The 12,783-nt window shown below is 62.8% G+C and carries 13 protein-coding genes; 8 read left to right on the top strand and 5 right to left on the bottom strand.

Annotation, left to right across the window (positions count from 1 at the left end; translation table 11 throughout):
- Positions 1-337 precede the first annotated feature (337 nt).
- Genes ACZ9H3_RS17440 through pilG form a run of 5 tightly spaced genes read right to left on the bottom strand, consistent with a single transcriptional unit; the run spans position 338 to position 5,891 of the window.
- Positions 338-2,449, bottom strand: a complete 2,112-nt coding sequence (locus ACZ9H3_RS17440; protein ID WP_476221705.1) for an Hpt domain-containing protein — start codon at positions 2,447-2,449, stop codon at positions 338-340.
- A 20-nt stretch (positions 2,450-2,469) separates the two neighbouring features.
- The gene (locus ACZ9H3_RS17435) at positions 2,470-4,503 is read right to left on the bottom strand and encodes a methyl-accepting chemotaxis protein (RefSeq protein ID WP_065761328.1); all 2,034 of its coding nucleotides are present in this window, start codon (positions 4,501-4,503) and stop codon (positions 2,470-2,472) included.
- Positions 4,504-4,518: 15 nt separating this feature from the next.
- Positions 4,519-5,073 carry a chemotaxis protein CheW gene (locus ACZ9H3_RS17430; RefSeq protein ID WP_065761329.1) on the bottom strand — a complete coding sequence of 185 codons (555 nt, stop codon included), beginning with the start codon at positions 5,071-5,073 and terminating at the stop codon, positions 4,519-4,521.
- On the bottom strand, positions 5,070-5,435 hold the full coding sequence (gene pilH / locus ACZ9H3_RS17425) for a twitching motility response regulator PilH (RefSeq protein ID WP_065761330.1): 366 nt from the start codon (positions 5,433-5,435) through the stop codon (positions 5,070-5,072). The genes ACZ9H3_RS17430 and pilH overlap by 4 nt, the downstream gene beginning before the upstream one ends.
- 45 nt (positions 5,436-5,480) lie before the next feature.
- Complete coding sequence (pilG, locus tag ACZ9H3_RS17420) at positions 5,481-5,891, bottom strand: twitching motility response regulator PilG (protein WP_476221702.1); 411 nt, start codon at positions 5,889-5,891, stop codon at positions 5,481-5,483.
- 201 nt (positions 5,892-6,092) lie between these two features.
- On the opposite strand from pilG, the gene gshB reads away from it, so the two are divergent.
- The 8 genes from gshB (at position 6,093) to hslV (ending at position 12,741) form a co-directional block, all read left to right on the top strand.
- Entirely contained in the window at positions 6,093-7,046 is a 954-nt protein-coding gene (gshB, locus tag ACZ9H3_RS17415; RefSeq protein ID WP_065761333.1) for a glutathione synthase, read from the top strand.
- A gap of 101 nt (positions 7,047-7,147) precedes the next feature.
- The gene (locus ACZ9H3_RS17410; protein WP_476221699.1) at positions 7,148-8,053 is read left to right on the top strand and encodes a TonB family protein; all 906 of its coding nucleotides are present in this window, start codon (positions 7,148-7,150) and stop codon (positions 8,051-8,053) included.
- 52 nt (positions 8,054-8,105) lie between these two features.
- Positions 8,106-8,675 (top strand): YqgE/AlgH family protein, encoded by a 570-nt coding sequence (locus ACZ9H3_RS17405; protein ID WP_476221697.1) that lies wholly within the window; start codon positions 8,106-8,108, stop codon positions 8,673-8,675.
- Positions 8,675-9,115 (top strand): Holliday junction resolvase RuvX, encoded by a 441-nt coding sequence (ruvX, locus tag ACZ9H3_RS17400; protein ID WP_163935928.1) that lies wholly within the window; start codon positions 8,675-8,677, stop codon positions 9,113-9,115. The genes ACZ9H3_RS17405 and ruvX overlap by 1 nt, the downstream gene beginning before the upstream one ends.
- Before the next feature lie 51 nt (positions 9,116-9,166).
- Positions 9,167-9,688 (top strand): bifunctional pyr operon transcriptional regulator/uracil phosphoribosyltransferase PyrR, encoded by a 522-nt coding sequence (gene pyrR, locus ACZ9H3_RS17395; protein WP_065761897.1) that lies wholly within the window; start codon positions 9,167-9,169, stop codon positions 9,686-9,688.
- A gap of 12 nt (positions 9,689-9,700) precedes the next feature.
- Positions 9,701-10,705 (top strand): aspartate carbamoyltransferase catalytic subunit, encoded by a 1,005-nt coding sequence (locus ACZ9H3_RS17390; protein ID WP_065761896.1) that lies wholly within the window; start codon positions 9,701-9,703, stop codon positions 10,703-10,705.
- Positions 10,702-11,973 (top strand): dihydroorotase, encoded by a 1,272-nt coding sequence (locus ACZ9H3_RS17385; protein WP_476221694.1) that lies wholly within the window; start codon positions 10,702-10,704, stop codon positions 11,971-11,973. Before ACZ9H3_RS17390 ends, ACZ9H3_RS17385 begins: the two co-directional genes overlap by 4 nt.
- Positions 11,974-12,210: 237 nt before the next feature.
- Positions 12,211-12,741 (top strand): ATP-dependent protease subunit HslV, encoded by a 531-nt coding sequence (gene hslV, locus ACZ9H3_RS17380; protein ID WP_065761255.1) that lies wholly within the window; start codon positions 12,211-12,213, stop codon positions 12,739-12,741.
- Positions 12,742-12,783 lie beyond the last annotated feature (42 nt).

The following is a 12,783-nucleotide window of genomic DNA, read 5'->3' as shown; positions in this document are numbered from 1 at the left end:
CTGGCCCGCAGCGATCTGGTCGAGCATGCCGATCAACGCCTCATGGGCATGCTGCGCCTCCTCGAAGAAACGCGGGCTGACCACAACACTGCTTTCCTCAACAGCGCCGTAGAGATCGAGCAAGGCCTCGCAGAGCTCATCCACCTGCCAGAGGTCCGCCAGGTGTGCGCTCTGCCCCAGCGTGGTCAATTCGTCGAGCAGGGCGCTCAGCTCCTGACGCTGCTCGGGGTGTTCCTGCCAACGCAGCAGCAACGACTCGGCATCAAGCAGAATGTCCATGCCCTGCGCCAGGAAGCTGGCAATCAACTGTGGGTCACGCTTGACCCGCAGGCCTGCACTAGGCGCCTCCAGCAAGGCCCGCAAACGCGGTCTTCACCACCTGATCTACCTGTTCGATCAGCAGCTCGGCACCCATGATCGGTGCCAATGGTGTGCTGTCGAGCTGCTCCAGGCCCCGGTGCAACAAGGCATCAGCGGTTTGCAGCAGGTAGATCTCGTCCAGATCAACACCCAATTGATGAGCCTTGTACTCACGTACGAGCAGGTCAAGGGCAGCCGCCAGCTCAGCAATCGGCACCACCCCCGCCATTGCCGCGCTGCCTTTGAGGGTATGCAGGGCCCGTTGCAGGTCGTCACTGACCGGCAGCGGCAGTTGCTCATCGGCACTCTGCAGGAACGCATCAAGGCTGGCCAAATGGGCCTGCGCTTCATTGCGGAAAATCTCCAGCAACTGCGGGTCAATGGCCTCGGCGTTGTCGGTCTGCGGTACATCGTTCATGGCCAAGGCATGCAAGTGCAGTGATAACTGCTCCACCGTCTCGTTCATCAGTGGCCGGCCTTCGGCGTACTCGGCCAGTAACGCTGGAAACAGCGCCAACGCCTGTTCCAGGCTTGCCAGTACCGGCTCCCCCGGCGCCACACGGCCTTCGAGCATGCGGTTAAGCAGATGTTCTGCCGACCACGCCAGTTCAGCCACGACCAGTGCATGCACCATCCGCCCGCTACCCTTGAGGGTATGAAAGCCTCGACGCAGCTCGACCAACACCGGTCGCAGGCGCGTATCACTGCGCCACTGAACCCACTGCTCATTCAGGTGCCGAAGAACGTCCTCGGCCTCTTCGAGAAACACCTCGCGAAGCTCATCATCGATTGTCGCGACGTCTGCCTCGACCGGTGCCGACGTCTCGACACGCGGTGACTCGAGCACATACCCCAGCACCGTGAAACTACGCTCAGCCTGCTCGAGGAAGCGCTCGACCTGCGCCTGAGGATCAGCGCTCAGGTACTGCAGGTAACATTCAAGGTTGCAGATGGCGTCGGCGAAAGGCTCCAGGGCACTGGCATCCGGCAGTTGCTCACTGCCGAGCAAGCGGCTTTCGACATAGTCGCCACAGTAGCGCAACAGGCGCGACGCACGTGGCAGCATGAGCATCGCCAAGGCACCACGAACTTGCGTGAACAACCCAGGCAGTGGCTCCAGGCGCTGGCGCTCCCAACCGCCCTCCAAGGCATCGGCGATCAGTTCCTTGGCTTGCTGCAGCACCCCATGAGATTCATCAAAGACCACTTGGCGTACTTCAGCCAGATCGGCACCCGGCGGCTGGGCCTGCCCAGGCGAATCAATCGAACCGACCATGCCGGCCAGCGTCGCCTCGACATACAGCAACGCACCCGCCACATCCATCAATACGGCATCGTCCGGGGCGCGCTGCCCGCGTGCCAGCCCCTGCAAGACCGAAACCTGATCGATGATGACCCGGCGCGGCTGGCCAAAACCAAGCACCGCGAGGGTATCGGCCGTCTGTCGCAAGGGCGCCAGCAGCGCCTCCAGCTCATCGACCTGCTGACGGTCGCCGCGCACAAAGAGGTCCAGGCGCTCCTTGGCCCATCGCAAGTCTTCACAGACAGCGGCGACCACCGAGCGCAAGGCATCACGGTCCGAGCCGACCTGCAAGCGGTCGCGCAGCCCACTCAGGGACAACTCCAGGTTGCCTTGCCCCTGGGCAACGTCAGGCTCGCTCGGCGGCACATCATTCAACGGGGGTTGCAGCAGTGGCTCGGCACCGCGAGCCGTACGCAATGGGTTGAGCAGCGGCAGGAGCACCAACGGAAGGTCACGCCCGGCAGCACGCAGACGCTCCAGGTACAGGGGTAACTGATCCAGCCCCCGGAACAAGGCGCCCAGCGCTTCACCACGGGCAGCCACGCGCCGTTGCTGCAAGGCCAGACTTAGTTGCTCCACCTCCTCGGCCAGCAGCACAGCCCCCTGCAATTCGAGCATCTGCAAACAACCCACAACCTGATGTATCGGCTCGACAACGTCGGCCAGGACCTCGATATCCCCCGGTTCAGCGGCAAAATGCTCCAGCGCCTTGCGCGCAGCACCCAGGCACTCGGCAATGGCGGCATTGACCCAGACCAGGGCAACAGTAGCGTGACGATCAACCATAAGCCCTCCAGTAGTCAGGGTCAGCGAGCCGGCGGTAAGGTAAAGCCCGACACCGAACGCCGCATTTCACTGGCCATACGGGCCAGATTGCCAATGCTCTCGGCCGTCGCGGTCGAGCCGGACGAAGTTTGCGAGGTGATCTGCTGAATCACCGCCATGGTATGGGAGATCTGCCCGGCCGAAGACGTTTGCAGCTGGGCGGCATCGGAGATGCTCAGAATCAGCTCGGCCAAGGTCTGCGACACCCCTTCGATTTCTGCCAGGGCCACCCCGGCATCCTGGGCCAGGCGCGCACCACGGACCACCTCGGCGGTGGTCTGCTCCATGGAAATCACCGCTTCGTTGGTATCGGCCTGAATCGCTCGCACCAGCGCCTCGATTTGCCGTGTCGCCGAAGACGAACGCTCAGCCAAGCGCTGCACTTCATCAGCGACCACGGCGAAACCACGTCCAGCCTCACCGGCCATGGACGCCTGAATCGCAGCGTTGAGCGCAAGAATGTTGGTCTGATCGGCAATGTCATCGATCAGGCTGACGATATCGCCGATTTCCTGAGAAGACTCGCCAAGGCGCTTGATGCGCTTGGCGGTGTCCTGAATCTGCTCACGGATGTTGTCCATGCCGTGGATGGTGTTGTGAACCACCTCGTTGCCCTTGTTGGCAATCGCCACCGCCCGCTCCGCCACTTTGGCCGACTCATAGGCGTGGGTCGAAACCCGATCGATCGACTCAGCCATGTCACCGACGGCCATCGACGCATCACTGATCTGCTGAGCCTGGTGCTCGGACGCCTTGGCCAACTGACGGGCTGTGGTCTGAGTATCCTGCACCGCGCTGGCAACTTCCTCGGCACTTTGGTTGATCGTCGCCACCAGGTCGCGAAGCTGGTCGATCGAGTAATTGATCGAGTCGGCAATCGCTCCGGTAAAGTCCTCGGTGACCGAGGCAGTGACGGTCAGGTCGCCGTCGGCCAGGTCTTCGATTTCATCCAGCAGGCGCATGATTGCCTGCTGGTTGCGCTCATTTTTTTCTGCCGTTTCATGCAGTTGGCGATGGGTTTCACGCACCATCACCAGGCCGATCAGAATGATCGAGGCCAGTGCCAGCAGACCCAACGCGTAGCCGCCAACGGTGTCCAGCGTGCGCCCTGCGGCCAGGTTCTCGAAGCCATTGGCCAGACGCGAGGCCTCATCGAGCAACGTCTGCGACAGGTTGAAAATGTTGCTGGCCGCTTCACGCACCCGGAACAACTCGGGGGACGTCTCGAGAATTTCGTCCACGGAGCCCGCGACGAACTGGAACAGTTCAGCGATTTCAGTCAGGCGAGCACGGGCATCGGGGTCTTGAACACGGGTCAGTTGAATCGACGGGTTGCCCGCCAGCATGCCCTCAAGGACCTGACCAAAGCGCGTCGCATCGCGCCCAAAGGCATCCGCGGCCTGAACGGAGGTGTCATCGCCGGCCAGCACTGTATTGACCGAGCCGAGAATGCGTTCGGCCAATAGCGCCTGGCGCTGGGCTACCGCAACCTGGCTGGCCGGGGCACCGTTCTTGAGGAGGATCTCCACGACCTTCTCGTATTCGACCTGCAACTGCGGAACCGTCTCGGACAGGGTTGCCGCCACCTGGTGCAGCGACAATACGGTCTGCTCACTGGCCAGGATCGTATCGGTGTATTTGCGCAGGTTTTCCCAGTCACTCAGCACGGCCTCCATTTCGCTACGCACGGCAGGCGGAGCGGAGGGCAGGCCGGTGGCGTGATCGCCCTTCTTCAAATAGCCCCAACGCTGCTCAAAGTCATTGCGAGCATCACTCAACAACTTGAAGGCCCGCGCCTTGCCCGCAGCCGCCTCAGTGGCGTTCTTGGCAATACGCTGGGACAACACGCGCAACTCGCCGGCATGCCCGATGTACTGCTTGTCGTAATTGGCCTGGGTATTGAGGTAGGCGAAATTGGCGAACAACAGGATGATCGACAGGATCAGCACGATAAACAGCACGGCAATCTGCGCGCTGCTGCGAGAGCCTTGTACCGAGGGAAAGGTCTTGGTCACGGGTTCGACATTCCTTTACAGCGCCACATCGAGAAAGCCCGTTGCCTGCGACAGGGCAAATGGACTGAAGATTCCCCAGCAACGCTCACGTTGAAAGTGGCCCTGGACAAAGGGCCCTGCCCCGGCCAACAGCGGCGACGGCACGGAGAGGTCCAGGCTGCGCAGCGGAAAGTGCTGCAGACCGGCAACTTCATCGACCAGCAGCCCGGCAAACACCTCCTGGTGATCCAGCACCAGTACGCGGCGCTGCTTGCGCAAACCGCTCTGGGCCAGGCCGAAATACCCACACAGGTCCATCACCGGCAACAACCGCCCACGCAGGTTAGCGACGCCAAGCACCCAGGGCTTGACCCCGGGGATACGGCTGAGGCGTGGCTCCTGCAGCACTTCGGCGACTTCCTGCATCGGCGCGACAAACCACTGTTCAGCGATACGAAAGCCGATCCCGCTCCAACTCTGCAGGCGGGTCTCCTGTAACGGCAGGTCGGCCGCCAACAGGCGACAGCGGCGGTCGATGTCCAACAGCAGTTCAAATGCCGTCAGCGACTCGCCCTTGGGCCGGGTGGTCAACCCTTGAGTACGCCGTCGAGGGTCTTGATCAGGGTCTGCTCATCCACCGGCTTGGTCAGGTAGTCGCGAGCGCCCTGACGCGTGCCCCAGACCTTGTCGGTTTCCTGGTCCTTGGTGGTCACGATAATCACCGGGATACCACTGGTCTCAGGGTCCTTGCTCAGTTGGCGGGTCGCCTGGAAGCCGTTCATGCCCGGCATGACGATGTCCATCAGTACCGCGTCGGGTTTTTCCTGGCGCGCCAGTGCCACACCGTCGGCGCCATTTTCAGCCTTGAGCACCTGATGCCCGTGTTTTTCGAGCATTCCGGTCAGTTTGTACATTTCAGTCGGCGAATCATCGACGATCAGAACTCGGGCCATGCTATTCCCCATCGAAGGAAAGGATGCCGCGCCAGGTGCGCAGCATCAGGGTGCGTGTTGTGCTTCTGCGGCGAAACCCGGCACATGCGCCTTGATCGCGTCCAGCAGTTCTTCCTTGCTGAAAGGCTTGGTCAAAAACTGATCAGAGCCGACAACCCGGCCGCGGGCCTTGTCGAACAGCCCATCACGGGATGACAGCATGACCACCGGCGTATCCTTGAACATACTGTTGTGCTTGATCACTGCGCAGGTCTGGTAACCGTCCAGGCGCGGCATCAACACATCGACGAAAATGATATCGGGACGGTGGTCGACAATCTTGGCCAGGGCGTCAAAACCGTCAGTGGCGGTAATGACGGTGCAACCGGCTTCGCCGAGCAACATCTGCGCGGTACGACGAATCGTCTTCGAGTCGTCGATGACCATCACCTTCAATGCCGCTTCGGGCTGTCCCATAATTGCTCTACCATCGCCTGGAAGGGCCGTGCAGGCCACATGCCAGGCCTTTTTAGCACACTCTCAAGGTGCATTCCATCGGCCTGCGCCGGGGTCGCCCACGATGCGTTTTCCGCTTGACCGCCAGCGTCGCCGGCGCCACCCTGACGCCACTTTTCATTTGAGCCACTGCGGCCCGTTGCCGCCGAGAGGATATACCCCATGAGCGTTCGCCTCGGGATTGTCATGGACCCCATTGCGCGCATCTCCTACAAGAAGGACAGCTCGCTGGCCATGCTGCTGGCCGCCCAGGAACGCGGCTGGTCGCTGTTCTACATGGAGCAGCAGGATCTTTACCAACGCGAGGGCCAGGCCCGGGCACGGATGCGCCCACTGCGCGTGTTTGCCGACCCCGAGCATTGGTTCGACCTGGAAGCGGAAACCGACGGCGCCCTGAGCGACCTGGACGTCATCCTGATGCGCAAGGATCCGCCCTTCGACATGGAGTTCGTCTACAGCACCTACCTGCTGGAGCAGGCCGAGGCCGCAGGCGTGCTGGTGGTCAACCGCCCACAGAGCCTGCGTGACTGCAACGAAAAGCTGTTCGCCACCCTGTTCCCGCACTGCACGCCGGCGACCGTGGTCAGCCGCCGCCCGGATATCCTGCGCGACTTTGCCACCGAGCACGGTGACGTCATCCTCAAGCCGCTGGACGGCATGGGCGGTGCGTCGATTTTCCGCCACCGCGTGGGTGACCCCAACCTGTCGGTGATCCTTGAAACACTGACGGCCCATGGCACCCAGCAGATCATGGCGCAAGCCTACCTGCCGGCCATCAAGGATGGCGACAAGCGCATCCTGATGATCGACGGCGAGCCAGTGCCCTACTGCCTGGCACGGATTCCGGCCAGCGGCGAAACACGCGGTAATCTGGCTGCCGGCGGACGTGGCGAAGCCCGCGAGTTGACCGAGCGCGACCGCTGGATCGCCGCACAGGTCGGCCCAACCCTGCGCGAGAAAGGCCTGCTGTTTGTCGGCCTGGACGTGATTGGCGAGCACCTGACCGAAATCAACGTCACCAGCCCGACCTGCATCCGCGAAATCGATAACGCCTTCGGTACCCGGATTGGCGTGCAGTTGATGGACGCCATTGATCGCAAGCTCAAGGCACGCTGACAGTCGAGGCAGGGAAACTACGCAGAGTGGGTTATGATGCCGGTCCTTTTTTCGACCTGGCCGCCCGCTTTGCCGGTTTCACCCCGGCTGCTGGATAACCCATGACGCTCCCCGCCGACATCCCCGCCGATTTTGCCCCGCCCCGCGTTCGCCCGGCGGACCGGCTCGGCTTTACCCTTTTTCTGGCGGCGCTGCTGCACTTGGCGCTGATCCTGGGTCTGAGTTTTACCTTTGCCAAACCCGAAGAAATTCGGCGGACCCTGGAAATCACCCTGGCCACCTTCAAGAGTGAAGCGCCACCAAAGAAGGCGGACTTCCTGGCTCAGGACAACCAGAAAGGCAGCGGCACCCTGGACAAGAAAGCGGTGCCCAAGACCACTGAACTGGCGCCCTTCCAGGACAGCACGATCAACAAGGTAACGCCACCGCCTGCCGCACGGCAGGAAGTGCTGCCGCAGCCGACACCGCCCAAGGCCGTGGTCACCACCCAGGCCGCCAAACCGCAGAAAGTCGAAACCCGGCCCAAGGAAGTCAAACCGCAACCAAAACCCAAGGTGGCGGCACCGGAATTCGACAGTTCGGAACTGTCCAGCCAGATCGCCAGCCTTGAGGCCGAACTGGCCCATGAACAGCAGGCCTACGCCAAGCGCCCACGCATTCATCGGCTCAATGCTGCCTCGACCATGCGCGACAAAGGCGCTTGGTACAAAGAGGAATGGCGCAAGAAGGTCGAGCGCATTGGCAACCTCAATTACCCCGACGAAGCGCGCCGCCAGCAGATCTATGGCAGCCTGCGCCTGATGGTCTCGATCAACCGCGACGGCTCGCTCTATGAGGTGCTGGTACTGGAGTCTTCCGGGCAACCGCTACTCGATCAGGCAGCACAGCGTATCGTGCGCCTGGCGGCGCCATTTGCGCCCTTCACCGGGGATCTTGCCGACATCGACCGGCTGGAGATCATCCGTACCTGGCGCTTCGCCCGCGGCGACCGCCTTTCGAGCAATTAAAGGGCGTGCCTCAGGCTTGTCAGTAGGGCGCCTCAACGCCACACTAAGGGTCATGAAGAACATCGCCCCGACCTACCTCAAGCACCAGTTTCTGATTGCCATGCCGCACATGGCCGATCCGAACTTTGCCCAGACCCTGACCTACATCGTCGAACACAACGAGAGCGGCGCCATGGGCCTGGTGGTCAACCGGCCACAGGAACTGAACCTGGCCGATATCCTCGAGCAACTTCGACCGGACACCGAAACGCCGACGCGCTGCCTTCAGATCCCCATCTACATGGGTGGCCCGGTACAGACCGACCGCGGTTTCGTGCTTCACAGCCGCGGCCCGACCTACCAGGCAACCATCGAGCTAGAAGGCTTGTCGCTGTCCACCTCGCAGGACGTCCTGTTCGCCATTGCCGACGGTACAGGCCCGCAAAACAGCCTTATCACCCTGGGTTATGCCGGCTGGGAAGCCGGGCAGCTTGAGGCAGAGCTCGCGGACAATGCCTGGCTCAATTGCCCATTCGATCCCGAGATCATCTTCGGCCTGGCCAGCGACCTGCGCCTTGAAGCGGCCGCCGCCAGCCTGGGGATCAACCTCAGCCTGCTGACCAGCCAGGCGGGGCACGCCTGATGAGTGCACCAAGGCTCCTGCTGGGTTTTGACTATGGCAGCAAACAGATTGGCGTGGCCGTTGGCCAGATGATCACCGGGCAAGCCCGCGAACTGTGCACGCTGAAAGCGCAGAACGGCGTGCCGGACTGGGCCCAGGTGGAAAAACTGATCAAGGAATGGCAGCCCGACGCAATTGTCGTCGGCCTGCCGTTGAACATGGACGGCACGCCCAGCGAAATGAGCGCCCGCGCCGAGAAATTCGCCCGCCGCCTGAATGGCCGCTTCAACCTGCCTGTGCATACCCACGATGAACGCCTGACCACCTTTGAAGCCAAGGGCGAGCGCATGGCCCGTGGCGGTCAGCGCGGCAGCTACCGCGACAACCCGGTCGACGCCATTGCCGCCGCCCTGCTGCTGCAAGGGTGGCTGGAAGCCAATGCCGGGCTGATGCAACCCTGATCACGGATTCAAGCCGGACCGTATTAGCGCCCGGCCTCTTGAGGAGCAAGCATGAGCCTACCCAATCCCGCCGAACTGATCCGGCAGATGGCCAGCGACCTGCAGGCGCATCTGGCCCGCCGTAACATCACCGAGCCGCGCTACATTGGCATCCGCACGGGCGGTGTATGGGTTGCCCAGGCCCTGCTTGAAGCCCTTGGCCAACAGGACGCCGCGCTCGGCACACTGGACGTATCGTTCTACCGCGACGACTTCAGCCAGAACGGCCTGCACCCGCAAGTGCGCCCGTCAGAGCTGCCCTTCGAAATCGAAGGCCAGCACCTGGTGCTGGTGGACGACGTGTTGATGAGCGGTCGTACCATCCGCGCCGCCCTAAACGAACTGTTCGATTACGGTCGTCCAGCCAGTGTCACCCTGGTCTGCCTGCTCGACCTGGACGCTGGCGAACTGCCGATCCGTCCGAATGTGGTCGGTGCAACCCTGTCCCTGGCTGCCCATGAACGGGTAAAATTGCTCGGCCCCGCCCCGCTCGCCCTAGAGCGCCAGGACCTCGCCACCGTTTCCGCACTTTAAGAGTCCCCCGCGATGACGCCAATCGACGCCAAGCGCCCGCTGCAGCTCAATGATCAGGGCCAGCTGCGCCACTTTCTCTCGCTCGACGGTTTGCCCCGCGAACTGCTGACCGAAATCCTCGATACCGCCGACTCCTTCCTGGAAGTCGGTGCCCGGGCCGTGAAAAAGGTCCCATTGCTGCGCGGTAAAACCGTGTGCAACGTGTTCTTCGAGAACTCCACCCGTACCCGTACCACCTTCGAGCTGGCTGCCCAGCGACTCTCGGCGGACGTGATCACCCTGAACGTGTCGACCTCCTCGACCAGCAAGGGCGAGACACTGTTCGACACGCTGCGCAACCTTGAGGCCATGGCGGCCGACATGTTCGTGGTCCGTCATGCCGACTCCGGTGCCGCACACTTCATCGCCGAGCACGTGTGCCCGGACGTGGCGATCATCAACGGTGGCGACGGCCGTCACGCACACCCGACCCAGGGCATGCTCGACATGCTGACCATCCGTCGGCACAAGGGCAGCTTCGAGAACCTCTCGGTGGCTATCGTTGGCGACATCCTGCACTCGCGGGTCGCCCGCTCGAACATGCTTGCGCTGAAAACACTGGGCTGCCCGGACATCCGCGTGATCGGCCCGAAAACCCTCCTGCCAGTGGGCATCGAGCAGTACGGCGTGAAGGTCTACACCGACCTGGAGCAAGGCCTGAAAGACGTCGACGTGGTGATCATGCTGCGCCTGCAACGTGAGCGCATGCAGGGTGGCCTGCTGCCGAGCGAGGGCGAGTTCTACCGCCTGTTCGGCCTGACCACCGCGCGCCTGGCCGGCGCCAAACCGGACGCTATCGTCATGCACCCGGGGCCGATCAACCGTGGGGTCGAGATCGAATCGGCCGTGGCCGATGGTGCCCACTCGGTCATCCTCAATCAGGTCACCTACGGCATTGCCGTGCGCATGGCCGTACTGTCCATGGCCATGAGTGGCCAGACCGCACAACGTCAATTCGAGCAGGAGAACGCCCAGTGACCCTCAGCATTCTCGGCGCCCGGATCATCGACCCGGTCAGCGGCCTGGACCAGGTCAACGACCTGCACATCGACGCGGGCAAGATCGTTGCCATCGGCGCCGCCCCGGCCGGTTTCAACGCTGCACGCAGCCTGGATGCCCAAGGCCTGGTGGCTGCGCCGGGCCTCGTCGACCTCAGCGTCGCACTGCGTGAGCCGGGTTACAGCCGCAAAGGCACCATTGCCAGTGAAACCCGCGCTGCTGCAGCCGGTGGCGTCACCAGCCTGTGCTGCCCGCCACGGACCAAACCAATACTGGACACCTCGGCGGTCGCCGAGCTGATTCTCGACCGCGCCCGTGAAGCCGGGCATGCCAAAGTATTCCCGATCGGCGCCTTGAGCAAAGGCCTGGAAGGCGAGCAACTGGCCGAACTGATAGCCCTGCGAGATGCGGGCTGCGTGGCCTTCGGCAATGGCCTGAGCGGCTTTGCCAACACCCGCACCCTGTGCCGCGCACTGGAATACGCCGCCACCTTCGACCTGACGGTGATCTTCCACTCCCAGGACCGCGACCTGGCCCAGGGCGGCCTCGCCCATGAAGGCGCAATGGCCAGTTTCCTCGGCCTGCCGGGTATTCCCGAAACCGCCGAGACCGTGGCGCTGGCGCGTGACCTGCTGCTGGTTGAACAAACCGGCGTGCGCGCACACTTCAGCCAACTGACCAGTGCCCGCGGCGTCGAGCTGATTGCCCAGGCCCAGGCCCGGGGCCTGCCCGTGACCGCCGATGTCGCCCTGTACCAGTTGATCCTCACCGATGAAGCGCTGGTGGACTTCTCCAGCCTTTACCACGTCCAGCCACCGCTGCGCACCCGGGCCGACCGCGAAGGCCTGCGCGAGGCCGTGAAATCCGGTGTAATCCAGGCCATTTCCAGCCATCACCAGCCTCACGAACGTGACGCCAAGCTGGCACCGTTCGGCGCCACCGAGCCAGGTATCAGCAGTGTCGAACTGCTGCTGCCGCTGGCCCTGACGCTGGTCGAAGACGGCCTGCTGGACCTGCCAACCCTGCTCCAACGCCTGTCCAGCGGCCCGGCGCACGCCTTGCGCCTGCCGGTTGGTGAACTGAAGGTGGGGGCAGCCGCCGACCTGGTGCTGTTCGATCCGAAGGCCTCGACTGTCGCGGGCGAACAATGGCGCTCCAAGGGTGAAAACTGCCCGTTCATCGGCCACTGCCTGCCAGGCGCCGTACGTTACACCCTGGTCGACGGGCATATCAGCCACGAAGCCTGAGCCTGCTGACACCTCAGGCTGCTGAAGAACCCCCGCTTTTTAGCGGGGGTTCTTTTTTAAGCCAACGACAGGGTAAGACCGTAGCGCCCCCTGACCGACTCGCCTGAGACGGCACATGGGAAGCCGGCAAGACCCGCCTGCAAAACAACCGCTCATCCGTAGCAGTTGAAATACCCGTCATCACCCCCATATGAGTCTGCATCGGCATTTTCGCCCCGCTGCGTGGAGACTCTCCCCTTGACCACCATCGTTTCAGTACGTCGCCACGGCAAAGTCGTCATGGGCGGCGACGGCCAGGTTTCACTCGGCAACACCGTGATGAAAGGCAACGCGAAGAAAGTTCGTCGCCTGTACCACGGCCAGGTACTCGCTGGCTTCGCCGGCGCCACCGCCGATGCGTTCACCCTGTTCGAGCGTTTTGAAGGCCAGCTGGAAAAGCACCAGGGCCACTTGATCCGCGCTGCCGTCGAACTGGCCAAGGAGTGGCGTACCGACCGCTCCCTGAGCCGCCTGGAAGCCATGCTCGCGGTCGCTAACAAAGATGCCTCGCTGATCATCACCGGCAACGGTGACGTGGTCGAGCCGGAAGATGGCCTGATTGCCATGGGCTCCGGCGGCAACTTTGCCCAGGCCGCCGCACGCGCGCTGCTGATGAAGACCGACCTGTCGGCCCGCGAAATCACCGAGACGGCCCTGGGTATCGCCGGCGATATCTGCGTGTTCACCAACCACAACCTGACCATCGAGGAAGAGGACCTGGCGGAGTAACCAGCTGTTCTGGCGCCCAGCATTTCATCGCTGGGCTTTTCC

It is taken from the genome of Pseudomonas sp. TE3910, from assembly GCF_056279025.1.
This window is presented reverse-complemented; position numbering and strand designations above follow the sequence as displayed.